This window comes from Exiguobacterium sp. MMG028 (assembly GCF_027947425.1).
Classification (GTDB): domain Bacteria; phylum Bacillota; class Bacilli; order Exiguobacteriales; family Exiguobacteriaceae; genus Exiguobacterium; species Exiguobacterium aestuarii_A.
Window position 1 is genome coordinate 230,282 of the sequence record NZ_JAQJIN010000001.1, and the last position, 18,981, is coordinate 249,262.

The 18,981-nt window shown below is 46.8% G+C and carries 20 protein-coding genes; 18 read left to right on the top strand and 2 right to left on the bottom strand.

Annotation, left to right across the window (positions count from 1 at the left end):
- Nucleotides 1–13: 13 nt before the first annotated feature.
- The 6 genes from mdh (at nucleotide 14) to coaE (ending at nucleotide 7,856) form a co-directional block, all read left to right on the top strand.
- Nucleotides 14–946, top strand: a complete 933-nt coding sequence (gene mdh, locus PJK55_RS01265; protein WP_271304549.1) for a malate dehydrogenase — start codon at nucleotides 14–16, stop codon at nucleotides 944–946.
- A 182-nt stretch (nucleotides 947–1,128) separates the two neighbouring features.
- Nucleotides 1,129–1,830 (top strand): response regulator transcription factor, encoded by a 702-nt coding sequence (locus PJK55_RS01270; protein ID WP_271304550.1) that lies wholly within the window; start codon nucleotides 1,129–1,131, stop codon nucleotides 1,828–1,830.
- Nucleotides 1,827–3,554 carry a two-component system histidine kinase PnpS gene (gene pnpS / locus PJK55_RS01275; RefSeq protein WP_271304551.1) on the top strand — a complete coding sequence of 576 codons (1,728 nt, stop codon included), beginning with the start codon at nucleotides 1,827–1,829 and terminating at the stop codon, nucleotides 3,552–3,554. The genes PJK55_RS01270 and pnpS overlap by 4 nt, the downstream gene beginning before the upstream one ends.
- Nucleotides 3,555–3,794: 240 nt before the next feature.
- A complete protein-coding gene (gene polA / locus PJK55_RS01280; RefSeq protein ID WP_271304552.1) occupies nucleotides 3,795–6,389 on the top strand; it encodes a DNA polymerase I in 2,595 nt (864 codons plus the stop codon).
- A gap of 21 nt (nucleotides 6,390–6,410) precedes the next feature.
- Nucleotides 6,411–7,238 carry a bifunctional DNA-formamidopyrimidine glycosylase/DNA-(apurinic or apyrimidinic site) lyase gene (gene mutM / locus PJK55_RS01285; RefSeq protein WP_271304553.1) on the top strand — a complete coding sequence of 276 codons (828 nt, stop codon included), beginning with the start codon at nucleotides 6,411–6,413 and terminating at the stop codon, nucleotides 7,236–7,238.
- A gap of 12 nt (nucleotides 7,239–7,250) precedes the next feature.
- Nucleotides 7,251–7,856 carry a dephospho-CoA kinase gene (gene coaE, locus PJK55_RS01290; protein WP_271304554.1) on the top strand — a complete coding sequence of 202 codons (606 nt, stop codon included), beginning with the start codon at nucleotides 7,251–7,253 and terminating at the stop codon, nucleotides 7,854–7,856.
- A 19-nt stretch (nucleotides 7,857–7,875) separates the two neighbouring features.
- On the opposite strand, the gene PJK55_RS01295 is transcribed toward coaE, so the two are convergent.
- Complete coding sequence (locus PJK55_RS01295; protein WP_271304555.1) at nucleotides 7,876–8,358, bottom strand: site-2 protease family protein; 483 nt, start codon at nucleotides 8,356–8,358, stop codon at nucleotides 7,876–7,878.
- A gap of 157 nt (nucleotides 8,359–8,515) precedes the next feature.
- Between PJK55_RS01295 and PJK55_RS01300 the strand changes: the two genes are divergently transcribed.
- From PJK55_RS01300 to PJK55_RS01340, 9 genes are all read left to right on the top strand, one after another.
- Nucleotides 8,516–9,547 carry a glyceraldehyde-3-phosphate dehydrogenase gene (locus PJK55_RS01300; RefSeq protein WP_271304556.1) on the top strand — a complete coding sequence of 344 codons (1,032 nt, stop codon included), beginning with the start codon at nucleotides 8,516–8,518 and terminating at the stop codon, nucleotides 9,545–9,547.
- 231 nt (nucleotides 9,548–9,778) lie between these two features.
- On the top strand, nucleotides 9,779–10,165 hold the full coding sequence (speD, locus tag PJK55_RS01305) for an adenosylmethionine decarboxylase (protein ID WP_026825618.1): 387 nt from the start codon (nucleotides 9,779–9,781) through the stop codon (nucleotides 10,163–10,165).
- 112 nt (nucleotides 10,166–10,277) lie between these two features.
- Entirely contained in the window at nucleotides 10,278–10,649 is a 372-nt protein-coding gene (locus PJK55_RS01310; protein WP_271304557.1) for a hypothetical protein, read from the top strand.
- 12 nt (nucleotides 10,650–10,661) lie between these two features.
- Nucleotides 10,662–11,129, top strand: a complete 468-nt coding sequence (nrdR, locus tag PJK55_RS01315; protein WP_012726705.1) for a transcriptional regulator NrdR — start codon at nucleotides 10,662–10,664, stop codon at nucleotides 11,127–11,129.
- Nucleotides 11,130–11,169: 40 nt separating this feature from the next.
- On the top strand, nucleotides 11,170–12,522 hold the full coding sequence (locus PJK55_RS01320) for a DnaD domain protein (RefSeq protein ID WP_214693215.1): 1,353 nt from the start codon (nucleotides 11,170–11,172) through the stop codon (nucleotides 12,520–12,522).
- 4 nt (nucleotides 12,523–12,526) lie between these two features.
- Nucleotides 12,527–13,441, top strand: a complete 915-nt coding sequence (gene dnaI, locus PJK55_RS01325) for a primosomal protein DnaI (protein WP_074033411.1) — start codon at nucleotides 12,527–12,529, stop codon at nucleotides 13,439–13,441.
- Between the two features lie 300 nt (nucleotides 13,442–13,741).
- Nucleotides 13,742–15,685, top strand: coding sequence for a threonine--tRNA ligase (gene thrS, locus PJK55_RS01330; protein WP_214782220.1), 1,944 nt, complete (start codon nucleotides 13,742–13,744; stop codon nucleotides 15,683–15,685).
- A 104-nt stretch (nucleotides 15,686–15,789) separates the two neighbouring features.
- Nucleotides 15,790–16,662: a DUF1002 domain-containing protein gene (locus tag PJK55_RS01335; protein ID WP_224861528.1), complete on the top strand. Its 873-nt coding sequence runs from the start codon at nucleotides 15,790–15,792 to the stop codon at nucleotides 16,660–16,662.
- Nucleotides 16,663–16,760: 98 nt separating this feature from the next.
- Complete coding sequence (locus PJK55_RS01340; protein ID WP_214749313.1) at nucleotides 16,761–17,174, top strand: DUF2231 domain-containing protein; 414 nt, start codon at nucleotides 16,761–16,763, stop codon at nucleotides 17,172–17,174.
- A gap of 81 nt (nucleotides 17,175–17,255) precedes the next feature.
- On the opposite strand, the gene PJK55_RS01345 is transcribed toward PJK55_RS01340, so the two are convergent.
- The gene (locus PJK55_RS01345) at nucleotides 17,256–17,465 is read right to left on the bottom strand and encodes a hypothetical protein (protein ID WP_012726699.1); all 210 of its coding nucleotides are present in this window, start codon (nucleotides 17,463–17,465) and stop codon (nucleotides 17,256–17,258) included.
- Between the two features lie 341 nt (nucleotides 17,466–17,806).
- On the opposite strand from PJK55_RS01345, the gene infC reads away from it, so the two are divergent.
- Genes infC through rplT form a run of 3 tightly spaced genes read left to right on the top strand, consistent with a single transcriptional unit; the run spans nucleotide 17,807 to nucleotide 18,949 of the window.
- Nucleotides 17,807–18,337: a translation initiation factor IF-3 gene (infC, locus tag PJK55_RS01350; protein ID WP_074033409.1), complete on the top strand. Its 531-nt coding sequence runs from the start codon at nucleotides 17,807–17,809 to the stop codon at nucleotides 18,335–18,337.
- 30 nt (nucleotides 18,338–18,367) lie between these two features.
- A complete protein-coding gene (gene rpmI, locus PJK55_RS01355; RefSeq protein ID WP_012726697.1) occupies nucleotides 18,368–18,562 on the top strand; it encodes a 50S ribosomal protein L35 in 195 nt (64 codons plus the stop codon).
- Between the two features lie 27 nt (nucleotides 18,563–18,589).
- Nucleotides 18,590–18,949, top strand: coding sequence for a 50S ribosomal protein L20 (rplT, locus tag PJK55_RS01360; protein WP_012726696.1), 360 nt, complete (start codon nucleotides 18,590–18,592; stop codon nucleotides 18,947–18,949).
- Nucleotides 18,950–18,981: the final 32 nt, after the last annotated feature.

Genomic DNA, 18,981 nt, shown 5'->3' on the forward strand with positions numbered 1-18,981 from the left:
AGGGGGAGAGCTCATGATTCGTCGTAACAAAATTTCTGTAATTGGAAGTGGCTTCACCGGTGCAACCACTGCACTATACCTGGCTCAACGTGAGCTAGGGGATGTCGTTCTACTCGATATGGAAGAAAAAGTTGGACCGACGAAAGGGAAAGCGCTCGACATGCAAGAAACGGCTCCGATTCAAGGGTTTGACGCTTGGATTACGGGAACATCAGATTACGCCGATACGGCTGATTCGGACATTGTGGTGATTACGGCGGGAATCGCGCGTAAGCCAGGGATGAGTCGAGACGATCTCGTTGCAACGAATGCAAACGTCATGCGTTCTGTCGTCAAAGAGATTGCTCGCTATTCACCGGAAGCGATTTTGATCGTCTTGACTAATCCGGTAGATGCAATGACCTATGCGGCGTTCAAAGAATCGGGTTTCCCGAAAGAACGCGTCATCGGACAATCTGGAGTGCTAGATACGGCTCGTTTCCGGACGTTTGTCGCTCAAGAATTAAACGTTTCCGTCAAAGATGTATCCGGGTTCGTTCTCGGAGGACATGGTGACGATATGGTGCCTCTCGTGCGTTACTCGTACGCCGGGGGAATCCCGCTTGAAAAACTCATACCACATGAGCGGATCGAGCAAATCGTCGAACGGACACGTAAAGGTGGCGGTGAGATTGTCCAACTGCTAGGTGACGGTTCGGCGTATTATGCGCCAGCTGCCGCAATCGTAGAGATGGTCGAGGCGATTTTAAAAGATCAGCGTCGAATCTTACCTGCTATTGCTTATCTAGAAGGCGAGTACGGATTTAGCGATTTGTATCTTGGCGTCCCGACTATTCTTGGGAAACATGGCATCGAGCAAGTACTTGAGCTCGAGTTGACGGATGAGGAGAAAGCAGCACTTTCACGTTCTGCCGACTCGGTCCGCTCCGTATTAGGCGTCTTATAAGTAGAAAGTGCTTCCTACAATTTTGTGGGAAGCACTTTTTTGCGGTTTCCATCATGTGGGGCATGCTACACTAAAAGTGGATTTGTTTTGTTTTTGTAAAGATTTGCTTTGAGGTTGGTCGTTGCAAGCTTTGATTTGTAAAATAGAGAGTGACATTTGATGGATTAAGAGGAGGAAGTAGTGTGGCAGATAAAGTAATTGTTGTCGACGATGAAGTATCGATTGCGACGTTATTAAAATTTAATTTAGAACAAGCTGGTTTCGAGGTGGAGACCGCCCATGACGGAAAGACAGGATTGGAACTCGCTGAGAAGAAGGATGCCGTCTTAATCGTGCTCGATTTAATGCTTCCGGAAATGGACGGACTTGAAGTGTGTAAGCGACTCCGTCAACAAAAAGTCAACACACCGATTTTGATGCTAACGGCGAAAGATGATGAGTTTGATAAAGTTCTCGGACTCGAGCTCGGTGCAGATGATTATTTGACGAAACCGTTCAGTCCTCGCGAAGTCGTGGCTCGTGTCAAAGCGATTCTAAGACGCTCGGCGCCACAAGAGACCACAGTCGAAGAGGACGTCATTCAAATCGGTGACGTAAAAATTGTCGCTTCGAACTACGAAGTGTTCAAACAAGGCGAACGTCTCGAATTGACTCCGAAAGAGTTTGAACTGTTAGCATATCTGGCCAAAAATAAAGGACGTGTACTGACAAGAGACCAATTGTTATCCGCTATTTGGAATTATGATTTCGTCGGTGACACACGAATCGTCGACGTCCATATCAGTCATCTCCGTGAAAAAATCGAACCGGTCACGAAGAAACCGACGTATATTAAAACGATTCGTGGACTTGGTTATAAGATGGAGGAGCCGACTTCTGAATGAAGACGTATCGCTCTAGATTCATGACGACGCTCATCCTTCTCGTCACGGGCGTACTTTTAACGCTTGGCATCGTGCTCGGCCAACTGTTCAAAGATTTCTACTTGGATTCTGAACGTGACCGCTTGAAAGAGGATGCTCAGCTAGCTGCCCTATACCTTGAAGGCGGAGAGCTAGACGAAATTCGAGAATATGTCGGTCAAATCGATGACGGGAGTAGCTTTGACATACTGCTTCTTAATAGCAGAAATGAAGTCATCGCCGGGACGCCGTTTCGTGTCGGGTCAATCGATTATAAGATTGAACCAAGTCTGGTGCCCGAAGACGGAACGTTTGGTGAAGCGGACGAAGATGAACTAATTCAGTTCACAAAACCGATTGAACTTGCGACAGGGGAGACGGTCTATTTAACGTTCATCCGTTACGTATCAGACCTTGAAGGTGTGTATGATCGAATTTGGTTAACGATTGCGCTCGCGCTGTTCTTTTCATTTTTCATCATCCTATTTGTCCTTCAGCATCTGACGAACCAATTTATACGACCAATCGATGAGGCGACCATCGTCTTACGGGAACTCGCCGATGGTAATTATCGGGCTCGCGTTTATGAACTGCGAAATGACGAGGAGACCGGAAGTCTCGCTGGATCAATCAACGTCCTCGCCCGAAACTTAGAATCGATTTCACTCGGAGAATCGGTTCAGCGGGCACGACTCGAATCGCTCATCGAATATATGGGGGCAGGGCTCCTTCTCGTGGACGAGCGAGGCATCGTCACATTAGTCAACCGTTCGTATCGCGAGATGTTCCAGTACGATGATTTATCGATTGGACAATTTTATCACGGGATGTTACCGAGTCCTGACGTCGAGACTCTGATCGAAGACGTCTATTTGACGGAAGAAGTCCATCGTCGTCAGCTGTCGATTCGGACCGGTTTCAATCAGAAGACGTATATGGTGTCTGCTGCACCGATTTTCAGTGATACAGGAATGCTTCGTGGGACGACATTATTATTCAACGACATCACGGAGCTGAAGCGACTCGAGAAGATGCGTAAAGACTTTGTCGCGAACGTCAGTCATGAACTCAAAACCCCACTCACCTCCATTCGTGGATTTAGTGAGACATTACTCGATGGGGCAAAAGAAGTCCCTGAACTCCGCGACCAGTTCTTAGACATCATTCAAAAAGAGGCGACGCGGATGCAGATGCTCGTTGAAGATTTACTTGAGCTGTCGAGATTAGAGCGTGATGACTTCCAGATGGAGCTGGTATCCGTCGACTTGAACCAGCTTGTCGATGAAGTATGTCTCTTGCTCAGTCAGAAAGCGAATAAGAAGTCGATTCATCTAGAGGCGAAGCATCAGGGGACTGCCGTCTTACAGGCCGACTTGAATCGGATGAAACAAGTCATCATGAACCTCGTCGCGAACGCCATCAACTATTCTCCTGAAGGAAGTCGTGTCGAAATTTCCGTCGAGGCGAATGAGGATGCCTACAAGTTACGCGTCAAGGACAATGGAATCGGGATTGCTGAAAAAGAAGTGAGCCGAATCTTTGAACGATTCTATCGTGTCGACAAAGCGAGAAGTCGAAATTCAGGTGGCACGGGTCTAGGTCTTGCTATCGTGAAACACATCATCGATCTCCATCATGCGACAATCGATGTCGATAGCGTCGAAGGTAAAGGGACGACGTTCACCATCACGTTCCCAAAAGTTTGAAATCCTTTACCTCACGTGTGATCAATCATTTTACAAAACCTTGCCATTCCATTCATATTTGCTTTACAAAACCTTGCTATTCTATGAATGAGACCTCTTCATCATCTCGTGACTCGATCGGTGCTCATCTCCACACGATCGAGAATTTGGCCCTTTTCTATTCGTAGAAAAGGGTCTTTTTTTTCGAACGCATGTACCCGTATGGTATGATGAATAAAGAGAAGAATGGAGGTCGATTGAATGAATAAACTACTAGTCCTAGATGGGAACTCCTTAACATATCGTGCGTTTTTTGCACTGCCTCCGATGTCGGACGCGTCAGGTCGAAATACGAACGCGGTGTACGGCTTTACGATGATGTTGTTGAAATTGATGGAAGATGAGCAACCGACGCACTTCGCCGTTGCGTTCGATGCGTCAAAAAAGACGTTCCGTCACGATACGTTTGCTGACTATAAAGGAGGGCGTCAAAAGACTCCTGGGGAATTACGCGAACAGTTCCCGCTCGTGCGAGACGTCTGTCGTGCGTTTGGTATCGCTGTCTTAGAGCTCGATCAATATGAGGCGGATGATATCATCGGCACGCTCTCCAAGGATACATCATACGATCAAGTGACGATTGTGACGGGAGATAAAGATTTACTGCAACTGATCGATGATCGCGTAACCGTCTACTTGACGAAACGAGGCATCACAGATGTCGAGACAATGAACCAAACGGCGTTCCAGGAACGTTATGAGGGACTACAACCGATTCAGATGATTGACTTAAAAGGGTTGATGGGGGATAAATCGGATAACATTCCAGGTATCCCGGGTGTCGGAGAAAAGACGGCGCTCAAGTTGATTTCAACATACGGAACCGTCGAGTCCCTTTACGAACATACGGATGAACTAAAGGGGAAACAGAAAGAAAAGGTGGAAGCGAACGAGCGAGAGGCGAAGATGTCAAAACAGTTGGCGACGATTTATACGGACGTGCCACTTGATGTGACCGTTGACGATCTCGTTTTTAAACCTTATGACGCTTCTGTCGTAAAACCTCTGTTCATGGAACTTCAATTCAAGTCGTTGATTGGAAAATTAGCGGATAGCTCTACAGAAGAAACGGTCGAAAAAGAAGTGCGGCCAACCATCGACCTTTCTGAACAAGATTTGTCTCGAGCTGTCCTGTTTCTTGAGCAACTACACGATGACTACTTCGAAGAAGACATCGTTGGGGTTGCAATCGCATCAGATCGTGGCGTGACCGTCGGCGACGTGACACTGTTACAAGATGCACGAGTCAAGGAATGGATTGAAGACGAATCGAAGACGACGATTTGTCTCGATGCTAAACAGACAATCATTCAGTTGAAGCGACATCACCTATCCCTTCGCGGTTATGAAGATTTACTCGTTGCCGGATACTTGTTGAATTTATCTGGTGGAACGTCACTCAGTTCGATTGCTTCTCATTTTTCGTATCCTCTTGAAGAAGATGAAGCAGTATATGGGAAAGGCGCAAAAGTGAAAGTCCCAGATGAGGAAGTATTCCATTCCCATCTCGCGGAGAAAGCACATGCGATTTTGACGTTGTTCGAACGTGTCGCATCAGAACTGAAAGACAACGAACAGACGGAATTATATGAGGCGCTTGAAAAACCGCTCGTCTCGGTGTTAGCCGAGATGGAATGGGCAGGCATTCATGTAAACGTTGAAACACTTCAGCACATGGAGACAGATCTTCGAGAGCGCCTGTCTGCGCTTGAAGTAACGATTCATGAATTGGCCGGCGAACCGTTCAACATCAACTCGCCGAAACAGCTAGGGGTCGTCCTGTTTGAGAAACTAGCGCTTCCCCCTGTGAAAAAGACAAAGACGGGTTACTCGACTGCGGCGGATGTCCTTGAGAAGTTGGCGCCGCTTCATCCAATCATCGAGAAAATCATGCATTATCGTGAACTCGGGAAACTACAGTCGACCTATGTAGAAGGATTGCAGAAAGTTGTGAAGGAAGATGGCAAGATTCACACCCGTTACACGCAGACGTTAACGCAAACGGGACGACTCTCGTCAGTCAACCCGAACTTACAAAACATTCCGATCCGATTAGAGGAAGGACGTCGAATTCGTAAGGCGTTCACCGCAAGTGAGCCGGGCTGGGTACTCTATGCGGTCGATTACTCACAGATCGAACTTCGAATCATGGCGCATATGTCACAAGATGAGAAAATGATGGCGGCCTTTTTGCATGATGAGGATATCCACACGTCGACGGCGGCGAACGTGTTCAAAGTCGCAAATGAGGAAGTCACTTCACTCATGCGTCGTCAGGCGAAAGCCGTCAACTTCGGAATCATATATGGAATCAGTGATTATGGGCTCTCGCAAAACCTAGGTATCACACGAAAAGAAGCACAAACGTTTATCGATACGTACTTTGAACAATTCCCGGGAGTGAAGACGTTCATGGATGCTGCGATTGAACGAGCTCGTGAGCATGGGTTCGTCGAGACGATGTTAAAACGACGTCGTAATATCCCGGACATTCATTCTCGTAATTTCAACTTGCGTGGATTCGCCGAACGTACGGCGATCAATACGCCGATTCAAGGAACGGCAGCCGACATCATCAAAAAAGCGATGATTGACGTCGATCAGGCCCTTCAATCGTCGCAACTTCAATCTAAGTTGTTGTTACAAGTACACGATGAATTGATTTTTGAAGGTCCGGCTGAAGAGATGGAAGCATTAGAAAAATTGGTGACGGAAGCGATGGAGCATACGGTGACACTCGACGTTCCGTTACGTGCGGATGGAGCCGTTGGAACGACGTGGTTCGATACGAAATAAGAAGATAGAAAGGAAATCAGTATGCCAGAATTACCAGAAGTCGAAACGGTTTGTCGCAGATTACGACCTGCCGTTTCCGGAAAGACGATTCAGTCTATCGATGTGTACGACCCTAAAATCATTCGAGGACTCGAGCCAGAAGAATGGGTACACCATTTGATTGGAGAGACCATTACAAATGTAGAACGTCGAGGGAAATTTATTTTATTCAAATTAACGAACGGATATCTCGTCTCCCATCTCCGGATGGAAGGGAAGTTCTTCCCTTATGAGACAATCACAGCACCGGCTAAACATACGCATGTCGTCATCAACTTCACGGACCAATCAACCTTGCATTATAACGATGTGCGGAAGTTTGGAACGATGGAGTTGCGGACGAATGAGGCGGTTCATACGACACCGCCACTGTCACTACTTGCATACGAACCGTTTGACGAGCGTGTGACAACGGATGCGTTGCATAAGCGTCTAGAGCGGATGAAGACACGCGCTATCAAGACGGCGCTTCTCGATCAGTCCATCTTCGTTGGATTAGGGAATATTTATGTAGATGAAACATTGTTTCGTGCTGGTGTGCATCCGACACGACCAGCTGCTAGTTTGACGCACGAAGAAGTGGAGCGTGTACGCATTGAAGCGGTAGCCGTGCTAAATGAGGCGATTGAACGTGGAGGCAGTACGATTCGCAGTTATACGAATCCAGACGGAGCAACGGGAACGTTCCAAGAACGACTTTATGTATACGGACAAGCCGGTGAACCATGTCGTCGTTGCGGACAAGAAATTGAAAAGATGAAACTAGGCGGTCGTGGTACGCATTATTGTCCACACTGTCAACAACGTTAAGGAGTGGGCGTTATGTTGAAAATTGGATTGACGGGTGGGATTGCAACCGGGAAGTCCACGGTGTCTCGACTTTTTCGGAAAAAGGGGATTCCGATCATCGATGCCGATTTGATTGCGAGGACGGTCGTCGAACCTGGAGGCAAGGCGATTGAGGGCGTAAAAGCGGCATTTCCAAAATGTTTTGACGGCGATGTCTTAAACCGTCCCGCACTAGGGCGTGAAATCTTTCATGATGAGACGAAGCGTCAACATCTCAATCAGCTGATGCATCCAGCGATTCGTGAAGAGATGAAGGAACAGATGCGTGCTTATGAAGCAAACGGGGAGTCTGTCGTCATTTTTGATATTCCTCTCTTATTTGAAGGGACGATGCTCGACCTCGTCGATTATTCTGTCGTCGTTTATTGTCGCGAAGAGATTCAACTGATGCGTCTCATGGAGCGGAATGGATTGACGAAAGAAGAGGCGCTCGCTCGGATTCATTCTCAAATCCCGATCGAAGAGAAAAAGCATCAGGCCGATTTTCTCGTCAATAACAACGGTTCACTCGGTGACTTACCACCGCAAATTGACCGTTTGGTCGAACAATTTAAGACAATCGAAAAAGAAGGCGAATGATGATTCGCCTTCTTTTCGTTTAGTTTAATGGATCGGAATCGGGAGATCCTTTTTTCCACGTATCATAAATGGCACGTCCATCACTTGGATGACCATTCGAATAATAGATCGGGTACAGTGAAAAGAAAATATAGTAAAACGAGAAATAAGCGAACTGATACGTATACAACGTCGGTTCAATATCTCGACTTAAAATAAATGAATTGACAATTAAGATACTCGCCAGATTGAAAATGGCTCCACCGCCATATACAAGCGTGCGTGTGACCTTATTGCTCCATTTTAAATCTGTAAACTGGCACCACGCATCGTAAAAATAGACGCGGTTCACTTGAAGACGTCCTACTTTAAATAGTTTTTTTCCTGTGCCGATTTGCATGTCGAGCGAGCCCCCAAACAACTTTGCGAAAAAGAAGTGTCCGAACTCGTGAATCAACGTCACAATCGGTAAGATGATGAAAAACGAAATGAAGAACTTATCGATATCTCCCCAATCAAACATGGTGACGCCTCCTTTCTGATGTGCTTTACGACAAGAAATTTCCCTCATTTTCAAAAAATAAACAAAGAAAAACGAAAAAAATGTGACGATTCATAGTGAAAACGCTTACAGTTATCCTTTATAATGAAACCGTAATGTAGAAAAAGGGGGATTTAGCATGGGGACAAAAGTTGCGATTAACGGATTCGGTCGAATCGGGAGAATGGTATTCCGGAAATTGATGCTTGAGGGACGTCATGAAGTCGTGGCAATCAATGCGAGTTATCCAGCGGAAACGCTCGCTCATCTCATCAAACACGATTCCATTCACGGACCATTCGGATTGACAGTTCGAGCGCAAGGGGATGCGCTTGAAGTCGATGGGAAGCGAATCGAACTGATTTCAGAACGTAATCCATCACGTTTACCGTGGGCAGACCTTGGTATCGATATCGTGGTCGAGGCGACAGGGAAGTTCAACTCGGATATTGGGGCGAAACTTCATTTGGATGCAGGCGCAAAAAAAGTAATTTTAACTGCGCCAGGGAAAGGGGAATTACGTACGATTGTGATGGGTGTCAACGATCGAGACTATCGCCCGGAGGAAGACCACATCATTTCAAATGCATCGTGTACGACAAACTGTCTTGGACCGGTCGTGAAGGTGTTACACTCGACATTCGGTATTGAAACTGGTTTAGTGACGACTGTTCATGCGTACACGAACGACCAAAATAATATTGATAACCCGCATAAGGACTTACGCCGGGCACGTGCTTGTGGCAGTTCAATCATCCCGACTTCGACAGGAGCGGCTAAGGCGATTGGGCTTGTCATGCCAGAGCTACAAGGGAAATTAAACGGAATGGCACTCCGCGTCCCGACACCGAACGTATCACTCGTCGATTTAGTCGTCGAGCTCCACCGTGACGTCACCGTCGATGAAGTGAATGAAGCGTTTGAGCGGGCGGCGTTTGGAGAGATGACGGGCGTGTTAGGTGTCTCTCATGAACCGCTCGTATCGATTGACTTCAATGGAGACGACCGTTCTTCAATTATCGATATGGATTCGACGATGGTACTCGGCGGGAATCATGTAAAAGTACTCGCATGGTACGACAATGAATGGGGCTATTCGTGCCGTGTCGTCGACTTGTTGGATATGGTGGCGAGTTACCTTCAAATCGGGCAACAAGAAACACACGCCTAAAAAATATTACGGTCTAAAAAATATTTTTGATTTTTTTAAACAAATGTCTTGTAACGACGTCCCAAACACGTTACACTCAGTTTCGTGAACTTCAATTGGTCTGACAAACGCAACTTAAAGGGTTAGGACCTCTTAGGACTAACTTGCCCCCGTGGTTGTGGGCGATTCAGGCACAAAGTGAGTGATCATCAACTACTTTGAGACCATTGATGTAAAGGGGGATCCACTAATATGGATACTATGGGACGTCACATTATTACAGAACTTTGGGAGTGCAATCCCGACAAATTGAATGATATCGACTACATCGAGCGTTTGTTCGTCGATGCTGCTCTTCGTTCGGGCGCTGAAGTCCGCGAAGTCGCTTTCCACAAATTCGCGCCACACGGTGTGAGTGGAGTCGTCATCATTTCAGAATCACACTTAACGATTCACAGTTTCCCAGAGCATGGCTACGCGTCGGTTGACGTGTTCACATGTGGAGATCGAATCGATCCAGCTACGGCATCGCAATACATCGCCGAAGGCTTGGATGCAAAAGTACGTGAAGATGTGAAACTTGAGCGTGGAATGGGACCGATTCGTGTTCCAGAAGCACAAGTTGCACTAACTAAATAATTTAGAAGAACCTTTTGAGGCTGGCCGTTTGACGGTCAGCCCTTTTAATTGTTTTGTTGTTGCCTTAATTTTGATATGCTTAACGTATATAACTCAGGCGTTGAGGTGGATCATGGGACTGTTAGATAAGTTACAAACACATATTGAAACGAAAGATACACATAAAAATGAATTGCTTCGGACACGTTACTATGCGGCATCTCCGAATGCAATCTTACAATGGTTAGAAAGTCAGATTCAGGCAAATGGACAGACGGTCCGTCGAATCGACGCGAATCGCGGCGAACTCTCGTTCATTGGTGATGGATGGGACGGACTCATTACGATCGTGCAAGTGGACGGTGGTCGTACGGCGGTCGATTTTACACTGAACCGCGAACAGCGACTCGGAACTGACCTTGGACAAATCATTACTCACTATTACGAGGCGCTCACACAACAATTCCCGCTTCGTGCTATCGGAAATAAATCTGTCGAACGATAAGGAGGCTTGAGCATGCGTTGTCCGAAATGTGATCACAATGGAACGAGAGTGCTCGATTCCCGACCGGTGCAAGACCATTATTCGATTCGACGTCGTCGTGAATGTGAAAAATGTGGGTATCGGTTCACAACGTTTGAGACGGTGGAACAGACACCTCTCATCATTGTGAAGAAAGATGGAAACCGTGAAGAATTCAGTCGCGAAAAAGTGCTCCGTGGAATCATTCGTGCGTGTGAAAAGCGACCGGTCACACTTGAACAGCTTGAAGGGGTCGTGACAAAAGTCGAGCAACAACTTCGCGCCCTCGCACAGTCGGAAATTCCGAGTGAGCAAGTGGGTGAGTTGGTAATGAATGAACTCGCGCGTGTCGATGAAGTCGCATATGTCCGATTTGCATCGGTTTATCGCCAATTCAAAGATATCACTGTGTTCTTTAAAGAACTTGAAGATTTAATGAAGCAAGAAAATTCGACCAACTAAAGGGCGGCCTGCTGGTCGCCCTTTTTCAGGGGAGAGAGCTATGGAGAAAGAACGTACAATCTTTGGGACGGACGAACTGCTCATTATGAGTACAGGTCTTGTTGACCGCGAATCGTATCAGTCCCTTTACCACTTATATCAGCCTGTCATCGGCGTCAAAGCGCTCGCGCTATATCAGACGCTATGGAGTGAATTGAAACCAGGCAAAATGAAATCGAACTATATGTCACATAGTGCCTTGTGTGAGATGTTGGAGTACTCCATCAATGAATTGACGGATAATCTATTTCGCCTCGAAGCCATCGGATTGGTACGAACGTACAAAACGAAAGATGCCCGATTGACGCAATACGTCTATCAGTTGCGTGTGCCGCTCGCACCGCATACGTTTTTAAACGATGGGCTGTTATCGAGCTTTCTCTTCTATAAAGTAGGGGAAGTGCGATTTAAACAACTTCAGGGGCGTTTCACGATCGACCCTTTACCAGCGGGAATCGTCGAGGTGACGAAAGATTTTAACGAAGTATTTGATGTGAAAGGCGTCAACCATCGAGCGTTCACACAAAAGAACTACGAAAAACCAGACCGTGCGAAGATTGAAATCAACTATTCGTTCGATATGGATATTGTGAAGAAATTGACGAATTTCCCAGTCGGGTTCTTCACAAAAAAATTAGACGAAACCATCACAAAGTTGGCCTACGTGTCTCAACTCGATGAAGAGACGATGGCGGAGATGTTGAAAGAATATTTTGTTCACGAAGCCTATTTGCCGCTCAGTGAGCAGGAGAAGCGAGACGGATGTCGTCAGATGGTACTCCAGTTGAAGAAAAAACAAACGCGGCATCGAAAAGAGAAGACGGTGGAGCTCGAAGAGACCAAACTGGGAGATTTACATGATCCAGCGGTAATGGAAGCGGCCCACCCCCATCAGTATGTATCGACACTTCGGAAGACACCTCAGCTGTCGAAGAGTGACGAACAGTTGGTCATCGAACTCGTCGATACGCTCGGGCTCGCACCAGGCGTGATCAACGCACTCTTCTATTATTGTATTGAAGTGAAGAAACAGACTCGTCTGAACGAGAACTATGTCCTTCGCATCGCGACGAGTTGGAAGACGGCTGGTTATACGAACGCGAAAGAGGCGTTGGAGCAAGAAGCGTCACAAGATGCGCTCATTGAGAAGAAACAACAGAAACGTGAAAATGTGCAGCGGACGACTGTCGGTTCGCGTCGGAAACCTCAACAAGGCGAGATGCCGAAATGGCTCGAAGATGAAGCGAAACAACAGAGATCGTATGATCAAGCTAGAAAGAAAGAATTGGAATCTTCCGTTCCAGATGATGCGGAGCTTGTAAAACTATTAAATGAATTGAAAGAGAAGGGGTGAGGGGATGGAACGAATCAATCAGTCGTTATCGCAGTTGATGAATCGAAAAGAAGTCCGCGAAGCGTATGAGTCGATTCGCAGACGAACGCTCAATCATCCGGGAGTGATCGCCTTTTTGAACGCTCATCCTGAGTTAGAAGAGAAAGCGATTGAAATTGGATTCACGAAGCTGAGTGAGTATGCCGAGCAGATGGATGGAAAGACGTTCATCGAAGAACAGGCCGTCATTCCTGGTCATCAACCGGTGCTCTATGTCGACCTCGGGCAGATTGCCATTCGTTATGAAGAGACGGTCGCTCACCGACAAGCTAGACGCCAAAAAGAGATGGACCGAAAGTTTAAGAGCCTGTTTTTACCCGAAGAAGTCCGTGAGGCGAGCTTTGAGTCATTTGATTGGGCGGACGATGCACGCAAGATCGCACTTCGGGAAGCGATGCGTTTCGTGACGGGGATGAAGTCCAAACAAAAAGTGAACGGACTCTATTTACACGGGAGTTTTGGTGTCGGGAAAACGTATCTACTCGCCGCCATTGCCAATGAATTGAAAGTGGCGGATATTGAGACGATTTTAGTTCATGCCCCTGGATTCGTATCAGAGGCAAAACGCAAAATCCGTACGGAATCGTTTGATTCATTTTTGACGTCGTTTCAACACGTGCCTGTCTTGTTGATTGATGACATTGGTGCCGAGGCAATCAGCCCGTGGGTGCGCGATGAACTGTTCGGCATCATTCTCCAATATCGGATGATGCATCGATTGCCGACGCTATATAGTTCAAACTTTAGCGGAGAAGAGCTTGAGACTCACTTTTCAATCGATGGGTCCGCGCAAAATAAAATGAAAGCGCAGCGTCTCATGCAGCGAATTTCAACGACGACGACCCAAATCGAACTGAAGGGTGAAAATCGACGTCGGTAAAGGATTGTTTTTCTCGGATGAGTTGACTATACTAATAACCATATAAGTGATGCATAGAAGAGGATATGAATCATCGAGACGAGTTTTAGCGAGGGAAGGGCGGTGGAAGCTTCCTAACGACGACGATGCATTTACTCCCTCAGAGCACCGTACGGGTCAATCGTGCGGCGATTCACACTCGTTATCGTGTGTTCGAGCCAAGCATTGATGCTTGGGAACGAGGGTGGTACCACGAGAATCAAAGCTCGTCCCTTTTTGAGGGATGGGCTTTTTTTATATTCATTTTTTGAGAGGGGACAGATGTACATGATTCAATTGACATTTCCAGATGGCGCGGTAAAAGAATTTGATGCCGGCGTCACAGCAGAAGACGTCGCAGGCTCAATCAGCCCGGGACTTCGCAAAAAAGCAATCGCAGCAAAACTAGACGGAGAACTTATCGACTACCGTCGTCCGATTGAACAGGACGGCAAAATCGAGCTCGTCATGCCAGATTCAGAGGACGGTCTCGACCTGATGCGTCACTCGTCAGCGCACTTGATGGCACAGGCAATCAAGCGTCTGTATGGAGAAGAGAATAACATCTATCTTGGAATCGGACCGACAATCGAGAACGGATTCTATTACGACATCGAAATGGACCGCCGAATCAATGAGGAAGACCTTCCTGAGATTGAGAAGATGATGAAACGTATCGTCGATGAAAACTTAGAAATCACTCGTGAAGTTGTTTCACGTGACGAAGCGCTCGCTCGCTATAAAGAGCTGGGAGACCCGCTCAAAATCGAGTTGATCGAAGACATTCCTGCCGATCAGACACTTACAATCTATCATCAAGGTGAATTCTTCGACCTTTGCCGCGGACCGCACGTCCCATCGACTTCGAAGTTAAAAATCTTTAAATTGATGAGCGTGGCCGGAGCATACTGGCGTGGTGACTCAGACAACAAGATGTTACAGCGTATTTACGGGACGGCTTGGGCAACGAAAGAACAACTCGCAGAGCACTTGCGACTTCTTGAAGAAGCGAAAGAGCGCGATCATCGTAAACTCGGAAAAGAACTCGACCTCTTCTTCGTGTCACAAGAAGTCGGTCAAGGACTTCCGATGTGGCTACCAAAAGGTGCATCGATTCGTCGTACGGTCGAACGTTACATCGTCGATAAAGAGCTCGAGCTCGGATACCAACACGTCTATACACCCGTGCTTGGGTCGGTCGACTTGTACAAGACATCTGGACACTGGGACCACTATCAAGATGACATGTTCCCGAAAATGGAGATGGACAATGAGGAACTCGTCCTTCGTCCGATGAACTGTCCGCACCACATGACAATCTACAAACATGAGCCACGCTCATACCGTGAGCTTCCACTCCGTATCGCTGAGCTTGGTGGGATGCACCGCTACGAGATGTCAGGCGCGCTCACAGGACTTCAGCGTGTCCGCTACATGGTCTTGAACGACGGGCATACGTTCGTGACACCTGAACAAATGAAACAAGAGTTCAAAGACATCGTTCACTTGATTCAAGAAGTGTATGCTGACTTTGGCATTAAAGATTATCGTTTCCGTCTCTCGTATCGCGATCCTGCCGATAAAGAGAAGTACTTCGATAATGATGCGATTTGGGAGATGGCGCAGAGCCAGTTGAAAGAAACAATGGACGAGCTCGAACTTCCATACTTCGAAGCGGAAGGTGAAGCGGCATTCTACGGACCGAAACTCGACGTGCAAGTACGCACGGCGCTCGGGAAAGAAGAAACGCTCTCGACTGTTCAGCTTGACTTCTTACTTCCAGAACGTTTCGATTTAACGTACACTGGGCCGGACGGAAAAGACCATCGTCCAATCGTCTTGCACCGTGGTGTCGTCTCGACGATGGAGCGATTTGTTGCGTATTTGATTGAAGAATACAAAGGCGCATTCCCAACATGGCTCGCACCGGTACAAGTGAAATTGATTCCGGTATCACATGTCCATGATGAGTATGTCGCTGAAGTCAAAGCGGAACTCGTCAAGCGTGGTGTCCGCGTCGAAACGGACCTCCGTGACGAGAAACTTGGCTATAAGATTCGTGAAGCGCAAATGAAGAAGATTCCGATGACGCTCGTTCTCGGGGACAAGGAACGTGATGAGCGTGCGGTCAACATTCGTCGTTACGGTCAACAAGAACAAGTATCAGCATCACTTGACGAATTCATCGCATCCCTCACAGAAGAGATCGCGAATCGTTCACGCTAAGTGAAGAGCCACCTTTCCATCTAGAAAGGTGGCTTTTTTCGGTCTAAAGACGGATGTGTATTTTGTCGTCTCCACGTATCGTAAACAATAAGGAGTGATAATTCATGAATTATATGAAGCCAGTATTGGCACTTACTATTGGAGCAGTCGCATTTACAGGAGCACTTCCAAAAGTCGGGGCGGAGGCAATCGTCAATGACACGATTGTGACGCTCGGGGAATCGCTCTCTTCAGAACAACAAAAATGGGTACTTGAACGTATGGACGCGCCAGAGGGAATCGAACCGATTATTACGACGGCAGCGGATGAAGAAAAATATTTAGGAGATTCTGTCCCACAAGCGCAACGTGGGGGTGGTATGTATTCGTCCGCACGAATCAAATTGACGGACGGAACAGGTCTTGATATTCAAACTGAAAATGTGACGTGGGTCACGAAAGATATGTATGCGAACGCATTGGTCACGGCAGGTGTGACGGATGCGGACATCTATATCACGTCACCAATCAACGTGACGGGTACGTCCGCTTTGACAGGGATCATGAAGGCGTATGATCAAACGGCGGCCGAAACCGGAATTGAACTGTCTGATGAGCGAAAAGAGCTTGCGCAAGAAGAGTTAGCAGTGACGTCTGAAATCGGCAAGACGGTCGGTCAAGAAGATGTAGCCGGTCTCATGAACGAAATCAAAGCGGAAATCGCGAACCAAATGCCGGAGACGAATATTGAGATTCGCGATATCGTCATTCAAGTGTTAAATCAAAATAACGTTCAATTGTCTGAAGGACAACTCGACCAATTGACGACACTATTTGAAAACATGCAACAAGCGAATCTGGATTGGTCTGCGATCAGTAACGGATTAAAAGATGCAGGGCAGGACGTACAGGCTTTTCTTGAACAAGAGGAAGTCCAAGGATTTTTCGCAAGATTGTTTGAAGCAATCAGTAACTTCTTCAAGTCGCTCACGAATTAATTGTGTATCATTGTGAAAAGAAGGAAAACTGGATAAGGAAATCATCAGACGGGGTAAATAACTTTCATCCATTATCTTAATCTTAGGGAGGAATCGTTATGCTCGGTGGTGTTCCGCTACATCCATTGCTCGTGCACGCTCCGATTGGTCTTCTACTGTTTGGGACGCTTTTGATTTTGATTAGCTTCAAATGGACAAGTTTTCGACTGTTTGCACTCGTCACGCTCGTTGCTGGATTAATATCAGGCGGAGTGGCATTTCTATCGGGTGACAGTGCCGAGGAGTATGCGGAAGCAAACCTTCCTTCGGTCACAGAGGCGATGATTGAAAACCATGAACATTTTGCCTTGTACAGCTTGATCGCGTTTGGCATCACTGTTGTCTTGCTTGCCATCGGATATCGTGCGAAAGGGAAGCTATGGATCACGCTTAGTTTTGTGATCGCACTTGTGGGAGCGGGACTTCTTGCATACGCCGGGCACCTCGGTGGACAGATGGTTTACGCACAGTAAACATGAATAAACGTCCAATTCCATTGATGTGGAACTGGACGTTTTTTCATGAAACATAGGAAGGACAGAGTTCCTCACATTTTAATACCATCGTTTATGAATGTAGTTTTGAGCCGACTCGTGATCATCGACAATCTTTAATGTGATACGATTCATCTCTTCTAATAAGTCCGTTAATACTGCCTGCAACTTTTCATCTTCTAAGCCATGCGCCTGCATCGTTTTACTGACGATCTGCTGAACCTGGTCGTGATAGTCATGTTCGCGCGAGACGTCTTTTCGCCAGTTCATGTAAATCCCTCCTTTGATAATTCATTATTCCCTTTGAAAAGGTATTGCGAAACGAGAGAATGACTGGTATCATCATAAAAGTGTGAGCTACCAATTATTCATGCGCGATATCTTGACATCTTTTCCTGCTAGTGCTAAGATGACATAGTGATTAAAAACAACAAAGCAGAAGCACCCGCTTTTCACCTCGTCTGAGAGTCATCAGGCAGGTCCATCAAGTTCTTGGTTCAATCGGCATCGTCTGCCGTTTTATGACCTCAACTGATGTGTGGGTGGGAAACTGCCGACGCTTTTTTTATTGCCATGTTGTCTTGTCAATCTAAATCTCGTGCAATCGCACGATGGAGGTGCTAACCATTAGCAAAGAGCTCTTTATCAACGAAAACATTCGTGCCCGTGAAGTACGTCTCATTGGCGCAGACGGCGCACAACTCGGTGTGAAATCGCGTAACGATGCGTTACGTTTAGCTGAAGAAGCGGAACTAGACTTAGTCTTAGTCGCGGACAAAGCGAATCCACCGGTCGCTAAAATTATGGATTATGGGAAGTACCGTTTCGAACTCCAGAAAAAGGAGAAAGAAGCGCGTAAAAACCAAAAAGTCATCCAAATGAAAGAAGTACGTCTCAGTCCAACAATCGAGGACAACGATTTCCAAACAAAATTGCGTAACGCACGCAAGTTCCTTGAAAAAGGAAACAAGGTGAAGGCTTCGATTCGTTTCCGCGGACGTGCCATCACACACTCGGAAATCGGGAAACGTGTTTTGGACAAAATGGCAGCGGAATGTGCCGATTTGGCAACAGTTGAACAAAAGCCGAAGATGGAAGGACGCAGCATGTTCTTAGTGCTGGCTCCGAACAAAGAAGATTAATCATCGATTCTCAGTGGGGAGGAAATACTCATGCCGAAAATGAAATCGCACCGCGGTGCTTCAAAACGTTTCAAACGTACAGCATCAGGTAAACTCAAGCGTTCACACGCTTACACAAGTCACTTGTTCGCAAACAAATCGACTAAAGCGAAACGTAAGCTCCGTAAAGGCGCTATCGTATCAGCTGGAGACTTCAAACGCATTCGCAACATGATCGCGAAGTAATACAGAAACAATTAGGAGGGAATCCATATGCCACGCGTAAAAGGCGGTTATACGACTCGTCAACGTCGTAAAAAGCAAATTAAACTTGCCAAAGGATACTTTGGTTCGAAACACATTCTATTTAAAGTAGCAAAACAACAGGTCATGAAGTCACTCATGTACGCTTACCGTGACCGTCGTCAGAAGAAACGTGATTTCCGTCGTCTTTGGATCACACGTATCAATGCGGCAGCACGTACAAACGGTCTCTCATACAGCCGTATGATGCACGGCCTCAAGCTTGCAGGAATCGACATCAACCGTAAGATGCTTGCTGAGCTTGCTGTGACAGATGCACAGGCATTCGCGTCACTCGCTGAAACAGCTAAATCAAAATTGAACGCGTAATCGTTCAATCGACAGCGCCGAGACACTCTCTC